Genomic DNA, 24,543 nt, shown 5'->3' with positions numbered 1-24,543 from the left:
CCCGGTAGCCAGCTCATCGGCGAAGACAAGCGAACCGGGAACTGCCCGAACCACGTGCAGGTGATTACCCACGATCTTACATGTGAAAGACCTCACTTCGCCCATGAACCCGGTGATGCCAAAGACGTTTGCCCCTTGAAACGGCCAATGCCGGACACAAGTGGGCATTTGGCGTGCTCTCGGGCGCACATCCGTATTCGGGGGCGAGAGGCTGCCGGCCTTTCGGTGGACGGATTAAAAAATTGACATCGCCATGCTGTGACGCAAATCAAGGGATTTTGCCGGCGCGTGGCCGGTTTTGCGCCCCCGCGGGCGTGGTGAGTCGCGGTGTCTGCCGGCAGCTGTCTGGCCGGAATAGAATGGGCTCATCATGGCCCTCACCATTTCTTATCCCGAAGCCCTTCCCGTTTCCGCCCGCCGCGCCGACATCCTCGATGCGGTGCGCAAGAACCAGGTGGTGATCATCGCCGGTGAAACGGGGTCCGGCAAGACCACCCAGCTGCCCAAGATGCTGCTCGAGCTCGGGTTGGCCAAGCACGGCATGATCGGGCACACCCAGCCGCGCCGGCTGGCCGCGCGCACCGTGGCCGAGCGCATCGCCGAGGAGCTGGGCACGAGCATCGGCGACGAGGTGGGCTTCCATGTGCGCTTCACCGGGGAGGTCTCGCGCAACACGAAGCTGAAGGTGATGACCGACGGCATCCTGCTCGCCGAAATCCAGCGCGACCGGCTGCTGAAGAAGTACTCGGCGATCATCATCGACGAGGCGCACGAGCGCAGCCTGAACATCGACTTCCTGCTCGGCTACCTCAAGCAGATCATGGTCCAGCGCCCGGAGCTGAAGATCATCATCACCTCCGCAACCATCGACCCCGAACGCTTCGCCGCGCACTTCGGCACCCGGGACGCTGCAGGTGCGCTGGTGCCCGCGCCGATCCTCGAGGTCTCCGGGCGCACCTTCCCGGTGGAGATCCGCTACCGGCCGCTGGAGGCCGGCGGTGAAGAGCCGGACGAGGCGGATGCGAACGCGCTGGAAGAGGAGCGCGACCCGCTGGATGCGGTGACCGACGCGGTGCGCGAGCTGTCCGCCGAGGAGCCCGGAGACATCCTGATCTTCTTCTCCGGGGAGCGCGAGATCCGCGACGCCGCCGACGCCCTGCGCGCGATGGTGGCCGGCAACAAGCGGCTGCCGCGCTACGAGGTGCTGCCGCTGTTCGCCCGGCTCTCGCTGGCCGAACAGCACCGGGTCTTCCATCCGGGGTCCGCGCCGCGGCTGATCCTGGCCACCAACGTGGCCGAAACCTCGCTGACCGTGCCGGGCATCAAGTACGTGATCGACACCGGCACCGCGCGCATTTCGCGCTATTCGCACCGCACCAAGGTCCAGCGCCTGCCCATCGAGCGGGTCTCGCAGGCCAGCGCGAACCAGCGTTCGGGCCGCTGCGGGCGCGTCTCGGAGGGCATCGCGATCCGGCTGTATTCCGAAGAGGACTACGCCGCGCGCCCGGAATTCACCGACCCCGAGATCCTGCGCACCTCGCTGGCCAGCGTGATCCTGCAGATGATCTCCATGGGCGTGGTGGCCACCGCCGCCGACGTGGCCGACTTCGGCTTTGTGCAGCCGCCGGACGCGCGGGCGATCTCCGACGGGGTGAATCTGCTGCGCGAACTGGGCGCGCTGGGCGAAGACAAGCGCGCCCAGGTCACGCAGATCGGCCGCAAGCTCGCCCAACTGCCGCTGGATGTGCGCCTGGGCCGGATGATCCTGGAGTCCGCGGAGCGCGGCGTGGCGAAGGAACTGATGGTGCTCGCCGCCGCGCTGAGCATCCAGGACCCGCGCGAGCGGCCCAGCGAGGACACCGGGCAGCGCGAACGCGCCGCCGAACTGCATAAGCGCTTCGCCGACGAGAAGTCCGACTTCATCGGGCTGCTGAATCTTTGGGCCTACCTGCAGGAGCAGCAGAAGGAGCTGTCCTCCTCCGCCTTCCGCCGGCTGTGCAAGGCCGAGCACATCAACTACCTGCGGGTGCGCGAATGGCAGGACCTGTTCACCCAGCTGCGCCAACTGTCCAAGTCGCTGGACATCACCGTCGCCGCGGCCCCGGTGGACCCGGCGGCCAACGAGGATGCGGTGCACAAGTCACTGCTCTCCGGGCTGCTGGGGCATATCGGGCTCTATGACGAGCGCAAACGCGACTACCAGGGCGCGCGCGGCGGGCGCTTTTCGATTTTCCCCGGCTCCGCGCTGTTCAAGAAGTCCCCGACCTGGGTGATGGCCGCCGAGCTGGTGGAGACCTCCCGGCTCTGGGCGCGCACCGCGGCGGTCATCGACCCCGCCTGGGTGGAGGAGCTCGCCCCGAATCTGCTCAAGCGCAGCTACTCCGAGCCGCATTGGTCCAAGAAAATGGGCTCGGTGATGGGCTACGAGAAGGTCACGCTCTTCGGGCTGCCGATCGTGCTCAAGCGCCGCATGCACTACTGGCGGGTGGATAAGCCGCTGGCCCGCGAGCTGTTCATCCGGCACGCGCTGGTGGAGGGCGACTGGCGCACCCACCACAAGTTCTTCGAGCGCAACCGGGCGGTGCTCGCCGAGGTGGAGGAGCTCGAAACCCGGATGCGCCGCCACGATCTGCGCATCTCCGACGAAGACCTGTTCGACTTCTACGATGCGCGGCTGGGCGAAGAGGTCGTCTCCGAGCGGCACTTCGACCGCTGGTTCAAACGCGCGGCGGCCAAGGATCCGGGCCTGCTGGACTTCGATCCGGCCGCGGTGCTCGCCGGCGACGCACAGCAGCTCGATGAGACCGCGTTCCCGCGCACCTGGTCCCACGGGTCCATCGCGCTGCCGCTGAGCTACGAGTACAACCCGGCCGCCGCCGACGCCGAAGGGGACGGGGTGAGCCTGCAGGTGCCGGTGGTGTTCCTCAACCAGCTCGATCCGGCGCGCTTCGCCTGGCTGATCCCGGGGCTGCGCCACGAGCTGCTCACCGCGCTGATCCGCTCCATGCCCAAGGCGATCCGCAAGAACTTCGTGCCCGCCCCGGATGTGGCAGGCCAGGCGCTGGCCATGCTCGACGCGGACTTCGATCCGGGCAGCGACGACCTCGCCGACTCCCTGGCACTGGTGCTGCGCCGGCTGCGCGGCATCGTGGTGGACCCGGCGATCTTCGACTTCTCCGCGCTGCCCGCGCACCTGCGCTTCGGCTTCGAGGTGGTGGACGCCGCGGGCAAGCCGCTGGGGCACGGCGATGACCTCGCCGCCCTGCAGTACAAGCTGGCCGCGGCGAACCGGGCCGCGCTGTCCAGCCAGGTCAACTCCCCCGCCACCGTGCGCGCCGCGGCCCCGGCGCAGGCCAAGGGCGCGAAGGGATCCAAGGGCACCCCGCCGGCCAAGGCTCCGAAGTCGGCGCCCGGCTCCGGGCAGTGGGACCAGCGCGGGCTGACCGGCTGGCCGAAGCTGCACACGGCCGGGAACGCGCTGCCGGCCCAGGTCACCACCACGGTGATGGGCCAGGAGATCACCGCCTATCCGGGGCTGCACGACGCCGGCAAGGATGCGGCGCTGAGCGTCTACCGCACCGCGGCCGAACGCGATGCCGCGCACCGGGCCGGGATCATCCGGCTGCTGATGCTGCGCCTGCCCCCGGCGGCGAAGTTCGTCATCGGGCACCTGAGCAATGCCGAGCGGCTGGCGTTCAGCCAGAACCCGCACGGGTCGATCGACGAGCTGATCGCCGACTGCACCATGGCCGCGGTGGACAAGCTGGTGCCCGAGGCGCTACCGATGGATGAGGCGGGCTACGAGAAGCTCTTCGAAACCGTGCGCGCCGAGCAGATCGACACGGTCTTCTCGATCACCTCGGTGATCTCCCAGGTGTTCGGCGCCGCGACCCGGGTGGCGAATGCGCTGAAGTCCACCAAGTCGCTGGCGATGTACGCCGCGGTCAGCGACATCCGCTCGCAGCTGGAGCAGCTGATCTACCCCGGGTTCATCGCCGCCACCGGGGCCGCGCACCTGATGCGCCTGCCGCGCTACCTGGCGGGCATCGAATCGCGGTTGGTGAAGCTCAATTCCGGGGCGGTCACCCGCGACGGGCAGTCGCTGACGGTGATCCAGAAGCTGGAGGACGACTACGACGGCGCGCTGGGGCGGGTGCCGGAGGGCGCGCGCACCCCGGCCGGGCTGCGCGAGGTGAAGTGGATGCTCGAGGAGATGCGCATCTCGCTGTTCGCCCAGGAGCTGGGCACCGCCTATTCGGTCAGCGAGAAGCGCATCCGCAAGGCCATCAAGGACGGGCTCGCGGCGCTCTAGCCGCGGGGCCCGCCGGCGGCGATCACCTGCACCGGGTCCTCGTAGACGATGCGGCCCGGATCGGCAGTTTCCAGCCGTTCCCAACGGATCTGGTGCGCATCGAGCAGCAGCAGGTAGGGCTCCACGCGCGCCAGCAGGTGCACGGCGCCGTGCTTGAACCAGGCGGCCGCGCCCGGGTTGAGCGCCCGGTCGTAGACCTGCGGGTCGCTGAGGCTCGGATTCGGGTAGGCCGCGTTGTACCAGTCGTTTCCGGCCCGCCAGCGCGCGTGCTCGGCCGGGCTCAGTTCCCCCTGTGCGCCCAGCTTGTTGACCAGCGCGAAAATGCCGGGGTGCACCCCGCGTTGATTGGGCACCAGCGACTGGTAGCGGATGAACCGCGCAGGCTCAATCGGCGGGCACAAATTCGCTGTGCCCGTCTTCGCGCAGGGCCGCACGCAGCTTGGCCGCGCTCGCGTCCATGCGTGCCGCCTCCGGGTTCAGCATCGCGTTGGACAGGTCGAAATCGGCCAGCGAGTTCGTCGGCCATACATGCACGTGCAGGTGCGGCACCTCAAAACCGGCGATCATCAGCCCGGCGCGCTGCGCGTTGAAGGCGCGTTTCTGCGCGCGGCCGATCTTCGCGGCCACCAGGTTCAGGTGGCTGAGCAGCGCCTCGTCGGCGTCGGTGAATTCGTCGATCTCCGCGCGCGGGACCACCAGGGTGTGCCCGTCGGTCAGCGGTCCGATGGACAGGAACGCGACGCAGCTCTCATCGGACCAGATGAAGCGTCCGGGGATCTCGCCGTCGATAATTTTGGTGAAGAGCGTGCTCATGGCGGCCTTTCTCGGCTCGGTTAGTGACGGTGTTGTTCATCGCTCGTGGCGATCGGAGACTGCGGGTAGGAGCAGTATTGCGACCAGCTGCCCGGGTAGAGGGCGGCCGTGCGGCCCGCGTGCTCGGCGGCGAGCACCTGGTGCGCGGCGGTGACCCCGGAGCCGCAATAGGCCGCCAGCGGAAGGTTCTCCGGCGCGATTTTGGCGAAGGCCGCCGCGAGCCGCTCGGCGGAAAAGAATCTGGCCTGCGCGTCGAGGTTGTCGGTGGTCGGCCGGTTGCGCGCCCCGGGGATATGCCCGGCTACCGGGTCGATCGGCTCCTGGATGCCCAGGTAGCGGGCGGTGGCGCGCGAGTCGATGAGCGTGCCGGAGTAGCTGGTCAGCTCCTGGTATTCGAGCACCGGCATCCCGCCCCAGCTCAGCGCCACCTCCGACGGCTCCCTGGTCTCGATCCCGGTGGCCAGGTGGCCGCCGCGTTCCTTCCACGCATCCAGCCCGCCGTCGAGCACGGCCACGTTCTCAAAGCCGGCATGGCGCAGCAGCCACCAGGCGCGGGCGGCGGCCAGCGCCCCGGAATCGTCGTAGGCGACTACGAAGGAATCCCCTCCGATCCCCCAGCGGCGCGCGGCCGCCTCGAAGTCGGCCGGGTCGGGCAGCGGGTGGCGGCCGGTATGCGCTCCGGCCGCCCCCGAAAGCTCGGTCTCCAGCTCGACGAACACCGCGCCGGGGATATGCCCGGAGGCGTAGTGCTCCTGCCCGTCCTTGCGGCCGAGCACCCAGCGCACATCGAGCAGCACCAGGCTTTCATCGGCTAGCCTGGCGGTGAGTTCTCCGGCGCTGATCAGCGGTTTCATTTTCGGTCTCCCGCCGGTGTTCCGGAATTCTGCCCGCTGCCTTCGGCCAGCTCGTCGAGCAGGTGGGTGGTGCCGGCCTCCAGCCGGCGCAGCACGCTGCCGGTGGCTTCGGCGCGGGCGCCGAGCATGGTGTCGAAGAGGTTCAGCCCGCGTTCGTTGAGCAGCCCGTCGTGGATCGGCACCCAGACCGGCGCGTTCAGCGCGGTGGCGAAGTCCATGGTCTGCCCGATCCTCGCCCACGGGGCCATCAGCGGCAGCAGCAATACCTGCGGGCGGATCCCGATCGGCACCTGGTAGCTGTCCCCCGGGTGGAAGAGCTGCTCGTCGCCCAGCAGGTAGCCGACGTTGGCCACCAGCTCGATCGAGCCGTGGATTCTGGCGTGGGTTCCGCCGAAGGTGCGCACCCGGATGCCGCCGACCACGAAGTCCTCCCCCGCGGCCACCGTGAGAATCTGCGCCCGCTTGGGCGCCGGCAGCTGCTCGCGCAGGATCTGGGCCAGCGCCTCGGGGGCATACACGCGCAGCAGCGAGCTGTCCTGCACCGCGGCGAGGATCTGGCGCTGGTCCGCATGGTCGGGGTGCTGGTGGGTGAGCAGCACGGCGCTGACACCGGCGAAGGCCCCCTGAAGCTGCGAAAAGCTGCCCGGATCCAGCAGCAGCGAACCGTCGATGGTGGTGACTTCCAAGCAGGAATGCCCGCGTAATGTGATGCGCATAGCTTCAGCCTAGGCCGACGGCGCGCCCTCGGCCAGCCACTGACACGCACTCGGCCGAAAAGTTGGCTAAAATTGGGTGGAACGGGGCCGAACGCGTTTCGCCCGCAACAGCTTTTCAGAAGGAATGGTGCAAGTCGATGGTGCAGCCAGAAACCCGCGTCACCAAGCAGCGGCTCGCGGTGGCCGAGGCCCTGGGCGAGGTCGATGATTTTGCGACCGCCCAGGAACTGCACCGCTGGCTGGTGGATACGCAGAAGAAGGTCTCGCTGGCCACCGTCTACCGGCTCCTGCAGTCCATGGCCGACGACGGGCTGGTGGATGTGCTGCGCAGCGGCGACGGCGAGGCGCGCTTCCGCCAGTGCCTCACCGAGGTGCACCACCACCACTTGGTCTGCCGGGTGTGCTCGAAGACCGTGGAGGTGCTCGCCCCGGCGGTGGAGCGCTGGGCCGCGCGCGTCGCGGAGGAAAACGGCTTCACCGACCCGGAGCACACCGTGGAAATCTACGGGCTCTGCGAAGAGTGCCGCCGCAAGGCCAGCTGAACGGCTCCATCGAACCCCAAATGCGAAGGCCGCCCGCCATTTACGGTGGGCGGCCTTCGCGCTGCGCCGAGCGGGCCGGTGGACTAGACCAGGTGCTTGCGCGGGGAACGCAGCGCCTCGATCCCCCGGCAGACCAGGTAGATCACGAAGGATATGGTGGTCACATACGGGCTGATCGGCAGCGAGCCGGCCAGCGCCAGCAGGATCCCGCCGAGCACCGAAATCTCGGCGAAGAGAATCGCCAGGAACACCGTGAGCCCCGGGTTGGAGCTGATCCGCAGGGCCGCGGCGGCCGGGGTGATCAGCAGCGCCAGCACCAGCAGCGCGCCCACCACCTGGATGGCCACGGCCACCGCCAGGGCGAGGATCACCATGAAGATTATCGACAGCCCGCCGGTGCGCACCCCGCGGGCGTTGGCCAGCACCGGGTCCACCGAGGCGAAGGTCAGCGGCCGCCAGACGACCAGCAGCGCGAGCACCACCACCGCGCATAGCGCCAGCATGCCGGAAAGCTGCACATCGTCCACCGCGACGATCTGCCCGGTGAGCAGGCCGAACTTATTGGCGCTGCGCCCCTCGTAGAGCGAGAGGAACAGGATCCCGAGTCCCAGGCCGAAGGGCATCAGCACCCCGGTGATGGAGTTGCGGTCCTTGGCCCGGGTACCCAGCACGCCGAGCACCAGCGCCGCGACCAGCGAGCCGAACACCGAGCCGGTGACCACATCCACGCCGATGAGCAGCGCGAAGGCCGCCCCGGCGAAGGAGAGCTCGGCGATGCCGTGCACCGCGAAGGCCATATCGCGCATCATGATGAAGATGCCGATCAGCCCGCCGACGATGCCCAGCGCCGCCCCGGCGATCAGCGAGTTGGTCACCAGCGGCAGCAGCTGCGCGTAGTCCTCGAAATTCAGCGTGCGCTCCAGGAAGTCTGCGAAATTCATCGCGCGCCTACCTTCCGGTCTCTAGTTCGTGGTCTTCGGGGTGCTCATGCCCATCCGGCGGCAGCGCCCGGTTTCCGTCGCCGCTGACCACCACGATCCGCCCGTTCACGCGCAATACCTGCACCGGGGCGCCATAGAGCGCGCTCAGCACCTCGGATTGCATCACCTCGTCGACGCTGCCCAGGTGGAATTTGCCCTCGGCCAGATAGAGCACCCGGTCCACATAGGGCAGGATCGGGTTGATCTCGTGGGTGACGAAGATGACCGCGGCCCCGTGCTGCACGGCCTGGCGGTGGATCACCTCGCTGATCGCCTGCTGGTGGTGCAGGTCCAGGGAGAGCAGCGGCTCGTCGCAGAGCAGCACGCGCGGATCCCCTGCGAGCGCCTGCGCGGCGCGCAGGCGCTGCTGTTCGCCGCCGGAAAGATCGGAGACCGGGCGGTGCGCGTAGTCCTGCGCGCCGACCAGCTCGAGCAGTTCGTCCACCTTCGCGTGAACCTTTCGGCGGGCCAGCCGGATGCCGGGGCGGTTGCCGTCCACGCCCAGGGCCACCAGGTCGCGGGCGCGCAGGGGCACGTTGTCGCCGAAGGGGCGTTGCTGCGGGATCAGGCCCACCAGCTCCGAGCCGCGGCGCACCGGGTCCCCGGCGATGGACACGGTACCGGCATTCAGGGCCGTGGTGCCGAGCATGGTGTTGATGAAGCTGGTTTTGCCCGAGCCGTTGGGCCCGAGCACCGCCAAGAACTCCCCGGGCTGCACTTGCAAGTCCAGCCCCTCCCACAGCACCCGGGACCCGAAGGCCAGGCGTGCGGCGTCGAAGGTGACAATCGGGGATGTGCTCATGAACCGGCTTTCGCGCTTAAAGAAGACTGCGGCACCGCTGAAGCGGTGCCGCAGTCAATCCTACCAGTTGCGACTGGTTCGCATTACGCGTTTGGCTGTGAGACTAATTGCCGTTCGCCTTGCTCGGTGGAGCGTGGCGCTTCTGCGTCGAGTCGCTGATCTCGCCGACCAGCACCTCGATGATGTCCTCCAGGAACAGCACGCCGATGGTGTGCCCCGCCTCGTCGACCACGGCCGAGAGGTGGTTGCCCTCCTGGCGCATGCTCTCCAGCGCCTCCTCGATTTCCGCGTCCTGCTTGACCACGCCCAGCGGGTGCAGCGGCAGGTCGCGCAGCGGCGCGGTGGAGTGCGCGTCGTCGATCAGCATCACGTCCTTGACATGCCAGTAGCCCACCGGCACCTCGTCGCGGGTGATCAGCATGCGCGAGTAGCCGGTCTTGCCGACCTTCTTCTCGAATTCGCGCGCGGTGGTCTGCCCCCACTCCAGGGTGAACAGGTCATCGACCTGAACCATGCAGGAGGCGGCCGTGACGGTGGAGAATTCCAGCGCCTTGGTCAGCCGCAGCGCATGCTCGTTGCGCAGCGTGCCCTCCTGGGAGGAGGTGTCGATGATCGAGCGGACCTCCGCTGCGGTGTAGGAACTGGTCACCTCATCCTGCGGCTCGACGCCGAAGAGCTTCAGGAACAGGTTCGCCGCGCCGTTGAGCATCGAGATGATCGGCTTGAGCACCTTGGCCACGCCCACCAGCGGCATGGCAAGCACCAGCACCGCCTTGTCGGCGACGGAGACCGAGATGTTCTTCGGCACCATCTCGCCGAAGGTCACGTGCAGGAAGGTCACCAGCACCAGCGCGATGAGGAAGGCGGCGGTGTCCGCGATCTGCTCCGGCATGCCCAGCGCCGTCATCGGCACCTCCAGCAGGTGGTGCAGCGCCGGTTCGGAGATGTTCAGGATCAGCAGCGAGCAGACGGTGATGCCCAGCTGGCAGACCGCGAGCATGATCGAGACGTGCTCCATCGCATACAGCGCGATCTTCGCCCGCTTATTTCCCTCGTCGGCCAGCGGCTCGATCTGCGAGCGGCGCGCGGACATCACCGCAAATTCGCCGGCGACGAAAAACGCATTGACCGCCAGCAGCACGACCAGCCAGGCCAGCCCGATGAAGTCACTCATTGGTCTCCTCCTTGGTGTGCGTGGCAGGTTCGAAGCGCACCTGGGCGATCCGGCGGCCATCGAGCTCGGTCACCGTGAAAATTCCCGCCTCGGTTTGCACCGCATCGTTCAGTTCGGCCAAACGCCCCAGCTCGGAGAGCATGAACCCGCCGATGGTGTCGTAGGCCGAATCGTCGGCGATGATATCGCTCGCGAAGTGTTCGTTGACCTGGTCCGGGCGGTACATGCCGGGGAACAGCCACTTGCCGTCCGGCTGGGTGACCGCCTCTTCCTCGTCCTCGTCGTGCTCATCGGAGACCTCTCCGACGATCTCTTCGACCAGATCTTCCAGGGTGACCAGCCCGGCGGTTCCGCCGTACTCGTCCATCACGATGGCCACCTGGAATTCCGCGGCGCGCAGCTGCTCGAGCAGCACGTCTAGGTGGATGGTTTCCGGCACGTAGAGCGCATCGCGCGCAAATTCGCCGACCTGCAGCGCCGCGCGGCGTTCGCGCGGCACCGAGACCACGGCCTTGACATGGCAGATGCCCTGGATGTCATCGCTCGATCCCTCGGTGACCGGGAACCGGGAGAACCCGGTGTCCGCGCTCATCAGGATCAGTTCGGATAGTGCCGCCTCGGACTCGATGGTGGACATCGAGGTGCGTGGGGTCATCACATCGGCCGCGGTGCGTTCGGAGAATTCGATGGTCGATTCCACGAAGCGCGCGGTTTGGATGTCCAGCGTGCCGAGTTCCGCCGAACGGCGCACCAGCGAGGCGAGCTCCTGGGCGCTGCGGGCGGCCGAAATTTCTTCCTTGGCCTCCAGCCCGAAGAATTTGCGCAGCACCGAGTTCGAAAAGCCGTTGAGCAGCACAATGGCGGGCTTGAAGATGGCGGTGAAGATCAGCTGCGGGCGGGCCAGCGCCTTGCCCACGGCCATGGCCTTCGCGATGGCCAGGTTCTTGGGCACCAGCTCGCCGATCAGCATCGAGAGCAGCGTGGCGATCACCATGGAGATGACCACCGAGATCGCCTTGGAGCTGGCTCCCACCACGCCGAGGTTCTCGAGCACCGGGGCCAGGAGCTTGCTCATCGCCGGTTCGAGCACATAGCCGGTGAGCAGGGTGGTCAGGGTGATGCCCAGCTGGCAGCTGGAAAGCTGGGTGGAGAGCGAGGTCAGGCACTGCAAAAGAGCTTTGGAACCGCGTTCGCCGCGATCGATGGCCTGTTGAACGGTGCTTTTATCGAGGGCAACGAGGGAGAATTCCACGGCCACGAAGAAGCCGGTGCCCAGAATCAGCAGCAGGCCGAAAAGTATGTAGATCCATTCCATGGGCGGCTAACCACGCCCCGGGGCTGGATGGGTTAAGTTGCGTCTAATTTGCCGTAAGCGGCAACTAGAAGGCTCCAATTGGGAGGCGGAGCCTTCGGGACGATGGCAAAGGTGGCCGGCACTGCGCCCGCGGGCGGCGGTCCGGCTAGGAGAATGAGATTCCATAGTGCGACTCATTCTATCCAATGATCCTGCTTCGCGCACAATAGCCACGCACGCACGACCAGCGGCACGGGAAACAAGCTAAATGGGCAGTGTTAAGCGCCACTTTCGTGAGATTCCTGACGACTCGTGGCAAATCCCTTGGAAAAGTCACTAGACTGGGGCGCAGGTCTAGAAATCTTGTGAGTATCGGTGGCCATTATTCACGTCCTCGGGCTACCACCGGCTCAAGCTAGAACAACGTAGAAATCAGGGAAGAGGCGTTGCACGTGCCAGAGCAAGCACACCACCGACTTACTGAAGAGTTTGGTGGAAACGAGTGGCTAGTAGACGAGCTGTACCAGCAGTATCTCGTCGATAAGAACTCGGTCGATAAGAAATGGTGGGACATTTTCGAGTCCCTCACCACCGAAAACAACGCACCGGCAGCACCAGCGGCCAAGGCCGCGCCGAGCGCGCCGCCGGCGGCAGCGGCGAAACCTGCTCCTGCAGCCAACGGCCAGGGCGCGCCACGCGCCGCGGCCGAGGCGCGCAGCACCGAATCGGCTCCCGCGCCAGCCGCGGCCAAAGCCGAACCAGCAGCAAAGGAAGCAGCGCCGAAGACTGCTCCGATTCCGGCCCAGGCTCCGAAGGCTACGCCTTCCACCGAGCTGTACGGCGAGGAGAAGCGCACCCCGTTGCGCGGGCCAATGAAGGCCATCGCAACCAATATGGATGCTTCGCTCACCGTGCCGACCGCCACCACCGTGCGCGCGGTTCCGGCCAAGGTGATGATCGATAACCGCATCGTCATCAACAACCACCTCAAGCGCGCCCGCGGCGGCAAGATCTCCTTCACCCACCTGATCGGCTTCGCCGTGATTCGCGCGCTGAAGCAGATCCCGTCGATGAACGTCACCTACGACGTGATCGACAAGAAGCCGACCGCCGTCCAGCCGGCCCACGTGAACTTCGGCATCGCGATCGACATGCCAAAGCCGGACGGCTCGCGCATGCTCGCGGTCCCGAATATCAAGGTCGCCGAGACCCTGAGCTTCAACGAGTTCTGGGCCACCTACGAAGACCTGATCAAGCGCGCCCGCAATAACAAGCTGACCGCCGACGACTACTCCGGCACCACCGTGTCGCTGACCAACCCCGGCGGCATCGGCACCGTGCACTCGGTGCCGCGCCTGTCCAAGGGCCAGGCCGCGATCATCGGCGTCGGCGCGCTGGAATACCCGGCCGAGTACCGCGGATCATCCGAGAAGACCGTCGCGTCCCTGGGCATCGGCAAGCACATCACGCTGACCTCCACCTATGACCACCGCGTCATCCAGGGTGCCGGTTCGGGCGAATTCCTGAAGCTGGTCGAGGCGCTGCTGCTCGGCGAGCAGGGCTTCTACGATGAGATCTTCGAGCAGCTGCGCATCCCTTACGAGCCGGTGCGCTGGGCCATCGACAACCAGGTCGACGTCGACCTGGCGGTCAACAAGGTCGCCCGCATCCAGCACCTGATCAACTCCTACCGCGTGCGCGGCCACCTGATGGCCGATACCAACCCGCTGGAATACATCCAGCGCAAGCACCCGGACCTGGACATCCAGACCTATGGGCTGACCCTGTGGGATCTGGATCGCGAATGGGTTGCCGGCGGACTGGGCGGCAAGAACCGCGCGCTGCTGCGCGACGTGCTGGGCATCCTGCGCGACGCCTACTGCCGCACCACCGGCACCGAGTACATGCACCTGCAGAACCCGGAAGAACGCGAGTGGTTCCAGGCGAAGCTGGAGTCCGGCTACGCGAAGCCGACCCGCGACGAACAGCTGCGCATCCTCTCCAAGCTGAACGCCGCCGAGGCCTTCGAAACCTTCTTGCAGACCAAGTTCGTCGGCCAGAAGCGCTTCTCCCTGGAGGGCGGTGAATCGCTGATTCCATTGCTCGATGCGATCATTTCCGACGCGGCCGACGAGCAGCTGGACGAGGTCGCGATCGGCATGGCGCACCGCGGCCGGCTGAACGTGCTGACCAACATCGCCGGCAAGACCTACGCGCAGGTCTTCCGCGAATTCGAGGGCACCGCAACCCCGGGCTCCGTCCAGGGTTCGGGCGATGTGAAGTACCACCTGGGCACCGAGGGTTCCTACACCTCGGACGCCGGCAACGCCACCAAGGTCTATCTGGCGGCCAACCCATCGCACCTGGAAGCCGTGGATCCGGTGCTCGAGGGCATCACCCGCGCGAAGCTGGACCGCATGGGCTCGAAGAACAACGTGCTGCCGATCCTGGTGCACGGCGACGCGGCCTTCGCCGGCCAGGGCGTCGTCTCCGAGGTGCTCGCGATGAGCCAGCTGCCGGGCTACAAGACCGGCGGCACCGTGCACGTGATCGTGAACAACCAGATCGGCTTCACCACCGCTCCGAGTTCTTCGCGCTCTTCGGTGTACGCCACCGATGTGGCACGCACCGTGCAGGCACCGATCTTCCACGTCAACGGGGATGACCCGGAGGCAGTGGTGCACGTGGGCCAGATGGCCTTCGAGTACCGCCAGAAGTTCGGCAAGGACGTGGTCATCGACCTCATCTGCTACCGCCGCCGCGGCCACAACGAGGGCGACGATCCCTCGATGACCCAGCCGATCATGTACAACCTGATCGAAGCGAAGCGCTCCACCCGCAAGCTGTACACCGAGGCCCTGGTCGGCCGCGGTGACATCACGCAGGAAGAAGCCGAAAACGTGCTGGCCGAATACAAGGAGAATCTGGAGCGCATCTTCTCCGAGACGCATGCCGCCCAGACCTCCCCGATCCCGATCATCACCCCGGGTTCGACCATCAACGACCTGGAGAAGCCTTTCGCGCAGGCCGCCGACGAGAACACCGTCGATGGCGCCCGCGGTTCGGCGATCAGCGAGCAGACGCTGGCGAAGATCGGCGCGGCCCACCTGGCGGTGCCCGAAGACTTCACCATGCACACCAAGCTCAAGGCACTGCTCGAACGCCGCGAGAAGATGTCCCGCGAAGGCGGCATCGACTGGGGCTTCGCCGAGCTGGCGGCCCTCGGCTCGCTGTCCATGGAAGGCGTGCCGGTTCGCCTGGCAGGCCAGGACTCGCGCCGCGGCACCTTCGTGCAGCGCCACTCGGTCTTCCACGACCGCGAGAACGACAACGAGTGGTACCCGCTGCACCACCTGAGCGATGACCAGGCACCGCTGTGGATCTACGACTCGCTGCTTTCCGAATACGCGGCCCTCGGCTTCGAATACGGCTACTCGGTGGAACGCCCGAATGCATTGGTCTTGTGGGAAGCGCAGTTCGGCGACTTCGTCAACGGCGCGCAGACCGTGATCGACGAGTTCATCTCCTCGGCCGAGCAGAAGTGGTCGCAGTCCACCTCCCTGGTGATGCTGCTGCCGCACGGCTACGAAGGCCAGGGCCCGGACCACTCCTCGGCGCGCATCGAACGCTTCTTGCAGATGTGCGCGGAGAACAACATGGTGGTCGCCCAGCCTTCGAACGGTGCCAACCACTTCCACCTGCTGCGCCGCCAGGCCTACGCCCGGCCACGCAAGCCGCTGATCGTCTTCACCCCGAAGCAGCTGCTGCGCCTGAAGGCCGCGGCCACCTCGGTGGAGGACTTCACCACCGGCGGCTTCCAGGAGGTCATCGGCGACAAGTCGATCGCCAATGCGGAGGCCGTGGAGAAGGTGCTGCTGGTTTCCGGTCGCCTGTACTACGATCTGCTCGCCGCGCGCACCAAGGCGCAGGATGAGAAGGTCGCGATCGTCCGCGTCGAGCAGCTCTACCCGGCTCCGGCCGAGCAGATCGCTGCCGAGCTGGCCAAGTACCCGAACGCCACGGTTTCGTGGGTTCAGGACGAACCAGCCAACCAGGGCCCATGGCCGTTCTTCGGCCTGTACGTCGCCCCGGAGCTGGAGAAGAAGGTCACCCTGGTCTCGCGTCCGGCCTCGGCCGCGACCTCTGCCGGTACCGCCAAGCGCCACGATGCCGAAGCCGCGGTGCTGCTGAAGCAGGCCTTCGCCCGCTAGCCGACACGCTCGGTTCAACGGCGCACAGCCGGCGAACCCGACCCCGTCATCACGGAGCCGGGTTCGCCGGCTGTGGCATTTAACCCGCTTTGTCCTCCCCGATCCGGCAAGTCAACACTGCTAAGGTTGACGAAGATTCAGATTTCCCAACGAAAGGTCGCCAAGTTGGAGTTTCGCACCATCCGCATCACCGCCATCGGCGATGAGCTACTTGCAGGACATGGTGACCCGCGTGCGCTGGGCTGGTTTGGCCGCGTGATGGCTCGGACCCAGGACCCGGCATTGCGTTTGCAGTCCTTCGTGCTCGCCAGCCCCGCCGAAGGTTCCGAGGCCCTGGCCGAACGCTGGATGGGGGAAGCCTCCCGCCGTTTCGGCGATCAGGTGGAAAACCGTCTGGTCATCGCGCTCTCCGATCGCGACGTCGACCTCGGGCTGACCACCGCGCGCAGCCGGCTGAACCTGGCAAACATTCTCGACTCGGCCTCGCAGATGAGCATCAAGGCCTTGCTCGTCGGCCCGGCCCCGGGCTTGGATGATGCACGCAACGAACGCGTCGCGGAACTGAACCGGGTCTATTCGGATGTGGCCCTGCGCCGCAACCACCACTACATCGACACCTTCACGCCCTTGCGGGCGCACTCGCAGTGGCGCAGCGACCTGACGGCTTCCGGCGGAGTGCCCGGACAGGCCGGCTATGGGCTGATGGCGTGGCTGGTGCTGCACCGCGGCTGGTACTCCTGGCTGGAGTTGCCCGAACCCGACGCCAGCTAAGCCGTCGGGCAGCAGATCGCGGCCCATGCCTCTGGTTAGGGAAATCACATCAAGGTGTGAAAGACTACTAGCCGACCCGGGAGATCGGGAAGAGAAATATTGATCGCGCAAAGGAGTCACCATGTCGAAGCGTTCGCGTAAGCGTAAAGATCGCAAGCGTGGCGGTGCCAACCATGGCAAGCGCCCAAACAGCTAAGCGATGCGAGTAAAAAGAACCCCGTAGCATTCGAAGTTTTCGAAGGATACGGGGTTTTTCTTATGCCCTTGGCCGCCTGCGCCTCGCGCCGGCGGCAAAAGCGCGACAATCAGTGTCCGGATTCGATCCGAATCTGCGAAATACGCGTGATGATATTCGCCTTCAGCTGCTGCGGGGCATGCTCCTGGCAGCTGCGGCGCACCACCGAACGGATAATGCATTCCAGGTCGTACTGCTCGGTGCATTCCGGGCAGTGATCCAGGTGTGCCTTGACGTCTTTGAGGTCATTCAGCGTCAACGCGCCGTCCAGGTATTCATAGATGCGCACCATGCGGTCATCGGCGCAATCCCCCAATGAGTTACAGTCCATCGCTACTTCTCTGCTTTCTTCGCTGTGGCCTTGGTTTTGCTCTCCGCCGGCTTGATGCCGCGGTCGGCTGCATAATCTGCGAGTAGTTCACGCAACGACTTGCGTCCGCGATGCAGCCGGGACATCACCGTGCCGATCGGCACCCCGAGGATTTCGGCCGCTTCCTTGTAGCTGAAGCCCTCGACGTCCACGAAGTAGACAGCCATCCTGAAGTCCTCGCCGATGGACTGCAGCGCAGCCTTCACATCGGAGTCCGGCAGGTGGTCCAAGGCCTCGGCCTCGGCGGAGCGCAACCCGGTGGAGGAATGCTCCATCGCGGCGGCCATCTGCCAGTCCTCGACCGTGTCGGTGGAGGTGCGTTGCGGCTCGCGCTGCCGCTTGCGGTACAGGTTGATGTAGGTGTTCGTCAGAATCCGGTACAGCCAAGCCTTCAGATTCGTGCCGGGCTTGTACTGATGGAATGCCGAGTAGGCCTTCGTGAAGGCCTCCTGCACCAAATCTTCGGCGTCCGACGGGTTGCGCGCCATGCGCAGCGCCGCCGAGTACAGCTGGTCGACATAGCCCAGCGCATCGCGTTCGAAGCGCTCGCGACGTTGTTGATCGGTCTCCTTGCTCACATCGGGCAAGTCCGTGTCCACGGTGTTATCAGTCATCACCACAGAGTCTACGCGCTTGGCCCGATGGCTGGACAGGGTGCGGCTCACACCGGGGCAAGCCGTCTGCTGCGTCTGAATGTCTTCAATCGTCGTCACACTTATCTCAACCGCGGTAGCTATGCGGATATTCCCGCCACGCTCTCGGCTAGAATTGTGCCAAGAGTCCGACGGCTGATTTGAAGGAAGTGCGATTATCTCTGTGAGCACTCATGGAAGCGAGCTGAACTGGTGGGAGGCACCTTTTGCCTCCGGCGCGCTGGATGCGACGGTGAGCGTTCCGGCGTCGAAATCCTTGACCAACCGGTATCTGGTGTTGGCCGCGCTGGCAGATTCACCCTCCACGATCCACAACACGCTGATCAGCCGCGATACGGAACTGATGCTGCGTGCTCTGGAGCAGTTCGGCGTGCGCGTTCAGCGAACCGCGCAGGAGGACGGCTCCACCACGGTGGTGCTCACCCCCGGTGGCCCCGCGGGCGCCGAAACCCCGCGCGTGGACTGCGGGTTGGCCGGCACCGTGATGCGCTTTGTGCCCGCACTGGCGGCAGTCACCGGGGCGAAGGTCCACTTTGACGGGGACCCCGCCGCCCGGGTGCGCCCGATGGCCCCGGTGCTCGACGCGCTGGCCGCGCTCGGCGTCGAATTCGATTTCCACGCACAGCCCTCCATGCTGCCCTTCACCATGGATGCCTCCGCGGTGGCCGCGCGCGAATCGGTCACCATCGACGCTTCGGCCAGCTCCCAATTCATTTCCGCGATGCTGCTCATCGGGCATGCGCTGCCCGGCGGGCTGCACCTGCGGGCCGCCGCAGGGCATATCGCCAGCCCCGACCACATCCTGATGACCGTGGCCACGCTGCGCGAGCTAGGCGTTGCGGTCTCGGAAGACGCCGACGGGCGCGGCTGGCAGATCGCCCCCGGCGCCATCGCCGGCTTCACCGTCACCGTGGAACCCGACCTGTCCAATGCCGGACCGTTCCTGGCCGCGGCGCTGGCCACCGCGGGCACCGTACGGGTGCCTTTCTGGCCCGAAAACACCACCCAGGTCGGGGGCAAATGGGTGCAGATCCTTAGCGCCATGGGCGCCGAGGTCTCGCGCTCCGCGGACGGGGTGCTCTCGGTGCGCGGTTCCGGAACCATCCACGGGATCGACTACGCGGACGCCTCCGAGCTGGCTCCCACCCTGGCGGCGCTGTGCGTGCTGGCCGATGCGCCGAGTACGCTGCACGGCATCGGGCATCTGCGCGGCCACGAAACCGACCGGCTCGCCGCGCTGGAAACCGAGCTGTCCAAGGTGGGCGCCCGGGTGCGCGCCACCGAGGATGGGCTGCGCATCGAACCCGGGGCGCTGCAGGCGGCGGATCTGCACAGCTATGAGGATCACCGGATGGCCACCGCCGGCGCGCTGCTGGGTCTGGCCATCGACGGGGTGCGCGTGGAGAACATCGCCACCACCGCAAAAACCATGCCCGATTTCCCGCAGCTCTGGGCGCAGATGGCCGGCACCGCAGCGCCCGGCGCACCGGGTCAGGCAGGCTGATGAGCTACAGCGAATACGACGATTTCACGGTGCGGGTCCGGCCCAACAAGAAGGGCTCCCGCCCGCGCACCAAGGAGCGCCCGGCCTACGAGAAGGCGGTCATCGGACGCATCATCACCGTGGACCGCGGCCGCTACACGGCGATCCTGGACGAGGACACGCCCGAGGAGCGGATCGTGGTCGCCGCGCGCGCCCGCGAGCTGCGCCGCCAGGCGGTGGTGCCCGGGGATCTGGTGGCGCTGGTCGGCGACACCAGCGGCAAGCCGGACACCCTGGCACGGCTGGTGCGCATCGAGGAACGCACCACGCTGCTGCGCCGCAGCGCCGATGACACCGACGCGACCGCGCGGGTGGTCGTGGCGAATGTCGACAAGCTGGTGATCGTGGTCGCCGCCGCCAACCCCGAGCCGCGCACCGGCTTCGTGGACCGCGCCCTGGTGGCCGCCTATGACGCGGGCATCCAGCCGGTGCTCTGCGTGACCAAAGCCGATGTGAAGGACCCTGCCGAATTCCTGGGCCACTACGAGGGGCTGGCACTGCCGGTAGTCATCTCGCGCACCACCGGGGATGAGGCCACCGGCGTGGATGCGCGCGGTGCCGACGGATCCAGCGCCCGGCTCGCGGTCGGCGCGCTGGAGGAACTCGAAGAACTGCTCTCGGGCTGCGTTTCGGTGGTGCTCGGCCATTCCGGGGTGGGCAAGTCCACGCTGGTCAACGCGCTGACCGGGTCCACCCGTGCCACCGGGCAGGTGAACTCGGTGACCGGCCGCGGCCGGCACACCTCATCGAATGCGCTGGCGCTGCGCCTGGGCGAGGCCGCCGGCGGCTGGCTGATCGACACCCCCGGCATCCGGTCCTTCGGGCTGGGCCTGGTGGATCCGGACAATATCCTGGGCGCTTTCGAGGAGCTGGCAGATATCGCCACCGGCTGCCCGCGCGGCTGCAACCACCAGGCCAACGCCGCCGGCTGCGCGCTGGAAGCCTGGGTGCAGGATCCGCAAACGCCTCCGGCCGCCGCCTCCCGGCTGGCTTCCTACCGCCGACTGATCACCACCGAGGACACCACGCACGAGAAGGAGCTGGGCGCGCTCTAGCGCCACCACACCATGGCCGAATACACCTTGCAGCAAGACCTTGAATTCGCCTTGGCGATGGCCGATAAGGTCGATGCGCTCACCTTGGCCCGCTACGGTTCCAACGACCTGCGGGTGGAAACCAAACCCGATATGACCCCGGTCTCCGACGCGGACCGCGGCGCCGAGGAACTGATCCTCGCAGAGCTCGCCGCGCACCGCCCCGAAGATTCGGTGCTCGGCGAGGAATTCGGGGTGCACGGCACCGGGTCCCGGCGCTGGGTCATCGACCCGATCGACGGGACGAAGAACTTCGTGCGCCGCGTGCCGGTGTGGGCGACGCTGATCGCGCTGCTCATCGACGACGAGCCGGTGCTCGGCGTGGTTTCCGCTCCGGCGCTATCCCGCCGCTGGCATGCGGCCACCGGGCTGGGGGCATTCGTCACCGAGCCGGGCAGCGAAGGCCAACGCCGCTTGGCGGTCTCGGCGGTGGCCGAACTGCCCGACGCCTCGCTGTCCTACGCCTCGCTGAACGGCTGGAAGGAACGCGGCAAGCTCGATGGCCTGCTCGAACTGCTTGGGACGGCCTGGCGCACCCGCGGCTACGGCGACTTCCTGTCCTACGCGCTGGTCGCCGAGGGCGCGGTGGACGCCGCCTTCGAACCGGAACTGGAACTCTACGACATGGCCGCGCTGGTCCCCGTCGTGCGCGAGGCCGGCGGCCGCTTCACCTCCATCGCCGGCGTAGAGGGCTGCCACGACGGCAATGCGCTGGCCAGCAACGCGAAATTGCACGACGCGATCCTGCCCTACCTGAACCGCGGCTAGCCATGCCCGGATATGATCCGCGCAAGCTGACCACCAGCGAGGAAGACTACCTCAAGGCGCTGTACCTGCTCACCGAGTGGGAAGAGACCCCGGTCGGCACCGGTGCGCTGGCCGACCAGCTGGGCCTATCCCCCGCCTCGGCCACCGCGATGGTGCAGAAGCTGGCGGCTAAGAACCTGGTGGACCATATCCCGCGCGGGGCCATCTCGCTTCGCGCCACCGGGCGGCGCGAAGCGCTGCGCATGGTGCGCCGGCACCGCATCCTGGAGACCTTCCTGCGCGATGAGCTCGGCTATGGCTGGGATGAGGTCCACGACGAGGCCGAACAGCTCGAGCATACCGTCACCGACCGATTCATCGACGCACTGCACGCACGGCTGGGCCACCCGGCGGTAGACCCGCACGGAGACGCAATTCCCTCGGCCGCCGGTGTGCTCGCAGCACGCGATGCGCAACGGCTGGACCGCTTCGACGGACCGCGCGCGGTCATCTGCCGGGTCAGCGACGAGGACCCGGAATTCCTGCGCCGCGCCAAGGACCTGGGACTCGTCCCCGGAGCGGTTATCGAGATTCCGCACGGCTTGGATTACATCTCGGCATCGCTGATCTGGGTTCGCGAACTGTGATCCGCAGGCAGACCGTCTACCGGCTCTTTGCGGTAGCAATTGGCGGCGCACTCGGAGCCTACGCCCGGGTCGGGATGGACATGCTCCTGCCAGCCAACGAGTGGGCCGCGTCGACCTTGCTGGTCAATGTGCTGGGCAGCACCGCCCTGGCCGGGCTGAGCGCCTACGGCGCCCGCAGGCCATTGAATCCGCTGCTCCAGCTGGCCGCCGGTACCGGTTTCTTTGGCGCATTCACCACCCTGTCCACCGTGCTGCTGCTCTTCACCGCGATGAGCGCCACCGGCTACCTGGGCTATTTGGCCCTGACCGTCACGCTGTGCCTTGCCGCGGTCTTCACCACCCACCGAGTGATGCTCCGTCTGGTACCAGCATCCAAGGGCCGCCCATGATCGGACTCTTGCTGCTGGCTGGGGCGCTAGGCGCGGTGGGACGATACCTGCTTGACCGAGCGCTTCCCGCCACCCATGACGATACCCACAGCCTCTGGCGTGGCTGGCCGCTGGGAATCCTCACCGCCAACATCATCGGCACCTTCGCGCTGGGCCTTTTCCTTGGCTATGCGCACGCTCACGGACTAGAGCTCACCCGGGACAGCTTCGCTGGCACCTTATCTGCCGCGGACCGTTTATGGTTGCTGACTGCCGGGTTCTGCGGTTCGCTGACCACTGCAAGCACCCTCTTCGTCGGCTTCCACCTGCTCTACGAGGTAAACCGCGCCCGCGCCATCATGTTCCTGTTAGGCACGCTGGTATTTGCCGGAATCGCCGGGCTGCTGGGCTGGTTGCTGAACGTCTAAACCTCGCCTGGCGGGTACGAGCAAGGGCCCGGTCAGTTGACCGAGCCCCTCATTACTAGCCGTGAAAACTTAGCGTGCCGCGCGGCGTCCACGATTTTGGCTGCGCTTGGCATCCTGCACAGGGGGCGGGGTGGCCGGACCGCGCTTCTCGCGGTCATGTGGAACCACGTATCCGCCGGTGGCCAGGATCAGGATTGCGCTAATGCCGGTCAACGACAGCATCGCGATCGCCCAGATTTGCGATTGATCGGTGAATGAATGATCCACGCTCAGCCAGAGCACGTAGGCACCGACCAGGTAGAACAGATGAATGAGCATCAAGCGTGTGCGCAAGCGGAGCCGGAACTTCGCCTTAGGCGAGAAGAACAGCGCCCAGATGATCAACAACGGCACTACGACCACGAGGATCGATGGAATCGTCGGCCACGGAATGAAAGCAATGGCGGCCAGCGCAGCGGCGAAAAGCAAACCAACTTCGAGGAGGAATGCGGCCACAGCATAGAGTGCCGAAATTACCGGTGATACCCGCTGGGAACCGTTTTTACCCATCGTTTTCGATCTCACTCCGTTTCAGCGATCTGGCCGTCGGCTTGGCCGTTCTGTTTAAGTCTAAGTGCTAAACCATAGCCCCGCGACATGACTCGCTCGCAAGGCTCCTTGTTACCTATCTTAACCACACATGGCAGGGGCCCTGGAAGCGGTGTTTCGACGACTGCTGGCGACAGGAGTTTTCGGTGTTGTAAACGTTGCGCAATCAACGATCATCACTCTGGTCACTGCTATGTTCCGCGCGATTGCAGTCCATAGGTGACCGGTATTCGTCCGCCCTATCCGCTGGTATATTGATCGCAGGAATTGTCGGCCGAATGCGTTGCCCACGAAACCTCTGAGAAGTTGGTTAAGGTACTGCAACTCCGGGCACTAATTGTCGTCCCCGACCGATACACTCGTGTCGATGTCTACTGAAGAACTCGTGAAGAAATTAGCTCCGCTCCCCTTGGTAGTTGCCTTGTCCCTCGCCGGCTGCACCGCATATGAAGTAACCCCGGGACCGCGGACGATGCCCGCCGTCGAGAAGAGACCCGAAGCTAGCACCGATTCCACCGAGCTGCGCTACTACGCCAATGAGCTCACCACGCCGGAGGACCCGCAGAAATGGGCCGACGAGAAAATAAACCAGTATCTCAATGGTCAGGGAGCTCGAAGTTTCGCGGCTTTCAAGGGCTGGACTCCGCAGCACGGAACCATCGGCTGGGAATCACCGGAGACAGGTTTACTCGTGATCACCGTCCAGGACGCCTTCTGGGTCAACCTTCAAGCCGCGCATGCATACGCCGAGGCCGTGATGTCGGGGGTGGGATATGAGTCGCCGGAGCTGCAACGCGTCACGTTGACAACGCAGGATGGTAGCAATAGCGTTACCATTCTTCGCGAGGATGTCCCGGGCCTGTATTGAAAGAAACTAACGGAACTGTGAGGCTTGTTTGTAGCTGGTCTGGGACTGGCTGGCAGGATAGGTACTGGCCGTTCCGCCCCTCGAATGTGACTCTTTACGGGACTGACCCTCACGGTGTCATTGAATCGACTTGTCCGTTCGCGGGGGTGGGCAGCCGGTACCCGTCCGGCCCACCACGGTAGCTTGATTAGAAGATTGTCCGCCCTCACGGGCGTGACCCCTCACAGTTCTGTTCCGTCGTGATTCCTACCCGGACTGGTACCGGCCAATAACGGCCACCAACCAAGTCCATCTCAAGAGGAAAAGCACGGTGACCGCTTTGTCTATCGTCTCTCATTGCCACCCATTTGTCGTGGGTGTCGACACTCACGCACGCAACCATGTTTACGCCATCCTCGACGCCGCCAACGGCGCGTTACTGGATACGCAGTCATTCCCGACCACCGCGGCCGGTATCAATCGGGCCATCAAATGGGTCGCTCGCCGCTCCAACGCCGACGCCGACACTCTCTGGGTCATCGAGGGGGCAGCGT

At 66.0% G+C, this 24,543-nt stretch carries 23 protein-coding genes and 1 pseudogene; 13 read left to right on the top strand and 11 right to left on the bottom strand.

Annotation, left to right across the window (positions count from 1 at the left end; all coding sequences use genetic code 11):
* Positions 1 to 370 precede the first annotated feature (370 nt).
* Positions 371 to 4,312 carry an ATP-dependent RNA helicase HrpA gene (hrpA, locus tag ACT3UA_RS02630; protein WP_444615457.1) on the top strand — a complete coding sequence of 1,314 codons (3,942 nt, stop codon included), beginning with the start codon at positions 371 to 373 and terminating at the stop codon, positions 4,310 to 4,312.
* Here the strand turns inward: hrpA and ACT3UA_RS02625 are convergent.
* From ACT3UA_RS02625 to ACT3UA_RS02610, 4 genes are read right to left on the bottom strand one after another with little or no spacing between them, the layout of a single operon-like run.
* On the bottom strand, positions 4,309 to 4,665 hold the full coding sequence (locus ACT3UA_RS02625; protein WP_444615456.1) for a hypothetical protein: 357 nt from the start codon (positions 4,663 to 4,665) through the stop codon (positions 4,309 to 4,311). The two genes, hrpA and ACT3UA_RS02625, sit on opposite strands and share 4 nt — an antisense overlap.
* Before the next feature lie 31 nt (positions 4,666 to 4,696).
* The gene (locus ACT3UA_RS02620) at positions 4,697 to 5,125 is read right to left on the bottom strand and encodes an HIT family protein (protein ID WP_105554283.1); all 429 of its coding nucleotides are present in this window, start codon (positions 5,123 to 5,125) and stop codon (positions 4,697 to 4,699) included.
* Between the two features lie 20 nt (positions 5,126 to 5,145).
* Positions 5,146 to 5,979 (bottom strand): sulfurtransferase, encoded by an 834-nt coding sequence (locus ACT3UA_RS02615; protein WP_444615455.1) that lies wholly within the window; start codon positions 5,977 to 5,979, stop codon positions 5,146 to 5,148.
* Entirely contained in the window at positions 5,976 to 6,695 is a 720-nt protein-coding gene (locus ACT3UA_RS02610; protein WP_444615454.1) for an MBL fold metallo-hydrolase, read from the bottom strand. Before ACT3UA_RS02610 ends, ACT3UA_RS02615 begins: the two co-directional genes overlap by 4 nt.
* A gap of 137 nt (positions 6,696 to 6,832) precedes the next feature.
* Between ACT3UA_RS02610 and ACT3UA_RS02605 the strand changes: the two genes are divergently transcribed.
* Positions 6,833 to 7,237: a Fur family transcriptional regulator gene (locus ACT3UA_RS02605; protein WP_444615453.1), complete on the top strand. Its 405-nt coding sequence runs from the start codon at positions 6,833 to 6,835 to the stop codon at positions 7,235 to 7,237.
* Positions 7,238 to 7,320: 83 nt separating this feature from the next.
* On the opposite strand, the gene ACT3UA_RS02600 is transcribed toward ACT3UA_RS02605, so the two are convergent.
* The 4 genes from ACT3UA_RS02600 to ACT3UA_RS02585 all read right to left on the bottom strand — a co-directional run bounded on the left by ACT3UA_RS02600 (position 7,321) and on the right by ACT3UA_RS02585 (position 11,508).
* Positions 7,321 to 8,178 carry a metal ABC transporter permease gene (locus tag ACT3UA_RS02600; RefSeq protein ID WP_096283937.1) on the bottom strand — a complete coding sequence of 286 codons (858 nt, stop codon included), beginning with the start codon at positions 8,176 to 8,178 and terminating at the stop codon, positions 7,321 to 7,323.
* A 7-nt stretch (positions 8,179 to 8,185) separates the two neighbouring features.
* Positions 8,186 to 9,019, bottom strand: coding sequence for a metal ABC transporter ATP-binding protein (locus tag ACT3UA_RS02595; protein ID WP_444615452.1), 834 nt, complete (start codon positions 9,017 to 9,019; stop codon positions 8,186 to 8,188).
* Positions 9,020 to 9,122: 103 nt separating this feature from the next.
* Entirely contained in the window at positions 9,123 to 10,193 is a 1,071-nt protein-coding gene (locus ACT3UA_RS02590; RefSeq protein ID WP_096283941.1) for a hemolysin family protein, read from the bottom strand.
* Positions 10,186 to 11,508, bottom strand: coding sequence for a hemolysin family protein (locus ACT3UA_RS02585; RefSeq protein ID WP_444615451.1), 1,323 nt, complete (start codon positions 11,506 to 11,508; stop codon positions 10,186 to 10,188). Before ACT3UA_RS02585 ends, ACT3UA_RS02590 begins: the two co-directional genes overlap by 8 nt.
* A gap of 431 nt (positions 11,509 to 11,939) precedes the next feature.
* Between ACT3UA_RS02585 and ACT3UA_RS02580 the strand changes: the two genes are divergently transcribed.
* The 3 genes from ACT3UA_RS02580 (at position 11,940) to ACT3UA_RS02570 (ending at position 16,665) form a co-directional block, all read left to right on the top strand.
* On the top strand, positions 11,940 to 15,698 hold the full coding sequence (locus ACT3UA_RS02580) for a multifunctional oxoglutarate decarboxylase/oxoglutarate dehydrogenase thiamine pyrophosphate-binding subunit/dihydrolipoyllysine-residue succinyltransferase subunit (RefSeq protein WP_444615450.1): 3,759 nt from the start codon (positions 11,940 to 11,942) through the stop codon (positions 15,696 to 15,698).
* Between the two features lie 165 nt (positions 15,699 to 15,863).
* The gene (locus ACT3UA_RS02575; RefSeq protein ID WP_096283947.1) at positions 15,864 to 16,469 is read left to right on the top strand and encodes a GDSL-type esterase/lipase family protein; all 606 of its coding nucleotides are present in this window, start codon (positions 15,864 to 15,866) and stop codon (positions 16,467 to 16,469) included.
* A gap of 121 nt (positions 16,470 to 16,590) precedes the next feature.
* Positions 16,591 to 16,665, top strand: a complete 75-nt coding sequence (locus ACT3UA_RS02570; protein ID WP_374954809.1) for a 50S ribosomal protein bL37 — start codon at positions 16,591 to 16,593, stop codon at positions 16,663 to 16,665.
* Between the two features lie 109 nt (positions 16,666 to 16,774).
* Here ACT3UA_RS02570 and rsrA read toward each other — a convergent pair whose 3' ends face one another.
* Entirely contained in the window at positions 16,775 to 17,035 is a 261-nt protein-coding gene (gene rsrA, locus ACT3UA_RS02565) for a mycothiol system anti-sigma-R factor (RefSeq protein WP_096283949.1), read from the bottom strand.
* Between the two features lie 2 nt (positions 17,036 to 17,037).
* The gene (locus ACT3UA_RS02560) at positions 17,038 to 17,688 is read right to left on the bottom strand and encodes a sigma-70 family RNA polymerase sigma factor (protein WP_096284260.1); all 651 of its coding nucleotides are present in this window, start codon (positions 17,686 to 17,688) and stop codon (positions 17,038 to 17,040) included.
* A 202-nt stretch (positions 17,689 to 17,890) separates the two neighbouring features.
* Here ACT3UA_RS02560 and aroA point away from each other — a divergent pair, with 202 nt between their 5' ends.
* Genes aroA through ACT3UA_RS02530 form a run of 6 tightly spaced genes read left to right on the top strand, consistent with a single transcriptional unit; the run spans position 17,891 to position 22,554 of the window.
* Positions 17,891 to 19,231: a 3-phosphoshikimate 1-carboxyvinyltransferase gene (gene aroA, locus ACT3UA_RS02555; protein ID WP_444615449.1), complete on the top strand. Its 1,341-nt coding sequence runs from the start codon at positions 17,891 to 17,893 to the stop codon at positions 19,229 to 19,231.
* Positions 19,231 to 20,325: a ribosome small subunit-dependent GTPase A gene (gene rsgA / locus ACT3UA_RS02550; protein WP_105554293.1), complete on the top strand. Its 1,095-nt coding sequence runs from the start codon at positions 19,231 to 19,233 to the stop codon at positions 20,323 to 20,325. Before aroA ends, rsgA begins: the two co-directional genes overlap by 1 nt.
* A 12-nt stretch (positions 20,326 to 20,337) precedes the next feature.
* Positions 20,338 to 21,132: an inositol monophosphatase family protein gene (locus ACT3UA_RS02545; RefSeq protein WP_444615448.1), complete on the top strand. Its 795-nt coding sequence runs from the start codon at positions 20,338 to 20,340 to the stop codon at positions 21,130 to 21,132.
* A 2-nt stretch (positions 21,133 to 21,134) separates the two neighbouring features.
* Positions 21,135 to 21,758 carry a metal-dependent transcriptional regulator gene (locus tag ACT3UA_RS02540; RefSeq protein WP_096283957.1) on the top strand — a complete coding sequence of 208 codons (624 nt, stop codon included), beginning with the start codon at positions 21,135 to 21,137 and terminating at the stop codon, positions 21,756 to 21,758.
* A complete protein-coding gene (locus ACT3UA_RS02535; RefSeq protein ID WP_444615447.1) occupies positions 21,755 to 22,147 on the top strand; it encodes a FluC/FEX family fluoride channel in 393 nt (130 codons plus the stop codon). The genes ACT3UA_RS02540 and ACT3UA_RS02535 overlap by 4 nt, the downstream gene beginning before the upstream one ends.
* Positions 22,144 to 22,554, top strand: a complete 411-nt coding sequence (locus ACT3UA_RS02530) for a fluoride efflux transporter FluC (protein ID WP_444615446.1) — start codon at positions 22,144 to 22,146, stop codon at positions 22,552 to 22,554. The genes ACT3UA_RS02535 and ACT3UA_RS02530 overlap by 4 nt, the downstream gene beginning before the upstream one ends.
* A 69-nt stretch (positions 22,555 to 22,623) precedes the next feature.
* Here the strand turns inward: ACT3UA_RS02530 and ACT3UA_RS02525 are convergent, their stop codons facing one another.
* Entirely contained in the window at positions 22,624 to 23,103 is a 480-nt protein-coding gene (locus tag ACT3UA_RS02525; protein ID WP_444615445.1) for a DUF2568 domain-containing protein, read from the bottom strand.
* A 406-nt stretch (positions 23,104 to 23,509) separates the two neighbouring features.
* Here ACT3UA_RS02525 and ACT3UA_RS02520 point away from each other — a divergent pair, with 406 nt between their 5' ends.
* Both ACT3UA_RS02520 and ACT3UA_RS02515 read left to right on the top strand, forming a co-directional pair.
* On the top strand, positions 23,510 to 24,010 hold the full coding sequence (locus ACT3UA_RS02520; RefSeq protein ID WP_444615443.1) for a hypothetical protein: 501 nt from the start codon (positions 23,510 to 23,512) through the stop codon (positions 24,008 to 24,010).
* A 310-nt stretch (positions 24,011 to 24,320) separates the two neighbouring features.
* A pseudogene (locus tag ACT3UA_RS02515) lies at positions 24,321 to 24,543 on the top strand (IS110 family transposase); the annotation flags it as partial.

Source organism: Glutamicibacter sp. 363 (assembly GCF_052379505.1).
Taxonomy (GTDB): domain Bacteria; phylum Actinomycetota; class Actinomycetes; order Actinomycetales; family Micrococcaceae; genus Glutamicibacter.
Note: the sequence above shows the minus strand (reverse complement) of the source record. Positions and strands in the feature narration are given on the sequence as shown.

What these genes read in the sequence shown, in the direction of transcription:
- ACT3UA_RS02525 (WP_444615445.1), bottom strand. Translation starts at nt 23,103, where the DNA reads ATGGGTAAAAACGGTTCCCAGCGGGTATCACCGGTAATTTCGGCACTC.
- ACT3UA_RS02540 (WP_096283957.1), top strand. Translation starts at nt 21,135, where the DNA reads ATGCCCGGATATGATCCGCGCAAGCTGACCACCAGCGAGGAAGACTAC.
- ACT3UA_RS02605 (WP_444615453.1), top strand. Translation starts at nt 6,833, where the DNA reads ATGGTGCAGCCAGAAACCCGCGTCACCAAGCAGCGGCTCGCGGTGGCC.
- ACT3UA_RS02520 (WP_444615443.1), top strand. Translation starts at nt 23,510, where the DNA reads ATGTCTACTGAAGAACTCGTGAAGAAATTAGCTCCGCTCCCCTTGGTA.
- ACT3UA_RS02545 (WP_444615448.1), top strand. Translation starts at nt 20,338, where the DNA reads ATGGCCGAATACACCTTGCAGCAAGACCTTGAATTCGCCTTGGCGATG.
- rsgA (WP_105554293.1), top strand. Translation starts at nt 19,231, where the DNA reads ATGAGCTACAGCGAATACGACGATTTCACGGTGCGGGTCCGGCCCAAC.
- ACT3UA_RS02610 (WP_444615454.1), bottom strand. Translation starts at nt 6,695, where the DNA reads ATGCGCATCACATTACGCGGGCATTCCTGCTTGGAAGTCACCACCATC.
- rsrA (WP_096283949.1), bottom strand. Translation starts at nt 17,035, where the DNA reads ATGGACTGTAACTCATTGGGGGATTGCGCCGATGACCGCATGGTGCGC.
- hrpA (WP_444615457.1), top strand. Translation starts at nt 371, where the DNA reads ATGGCCCTCACCATTTCTTATCCCGAAGCCCTTCCCGTTTCCGCCCGC.
- ACT3UA_RS02620 (WP_105554283.1), bottom strand. Translation starts at nt 5,125, where the DNA reads ATGAGCACGCTCTTCACCAAAATTATCGACGGCGAGATCCCCGGACGC.
- ACT3UA_RS02560 (WP_096284260.1), bottom strand. Translation starts at nt 17,688, where the DNA reads ATGACTGATAACACCGTGGACACGGACTTGCCCGATGTGAGCAAGGAG.
- ACT3UA_RS02595 (WP_444615452.1), bottom strand. Translation starts at nt 9,019, where the DNA reads ATGAGCACATCCCCGATTGTCACCTTCGACGCCGCACGCCTGGCCTTC.
- ACT3UA_RS02615 (WP_444615455.1), bottom strand. Translation starts at nt 5,979, where the DNA reads ATGAAACCGCTGATCAGCGCCGGAGAACTCACCGCCAGGCTAGCCGAT.
- ACT3UA_RS02590 (WP_096283941.1), bottom strand. Translation starts at nt 10,193, where the DNA reads ATGAGTGACTTCATCGGGCTGGCCTGGCTGGTCGTGCTGCTGGCGGTC.
- ACT3UA_RS02600 (WP_096283937.1), bottom strand. Translation starts at nt 8,178, where the DNA reads ATGAATTTCGCAGACTTCCTGGAGCGCACGCTGAATTTCGAGGACTAC.
- ACT3UA_RS02530 (WP_444615446.1), top strand. Translation starts at nt 22,144, where the DNA reads ATGATCGGACTCTTGCTGCTGGCTGGGGCGCTAGGCGCGGTGGGACGA.
- ACT3UA_RS02585 (WP_444615451.1), bottom strand. Translation starts at nt 11,508, where the DNA reads ATGGAATGGATCTACATACTTTTCGGCCTGCTGCTGATTCTGGGCACC.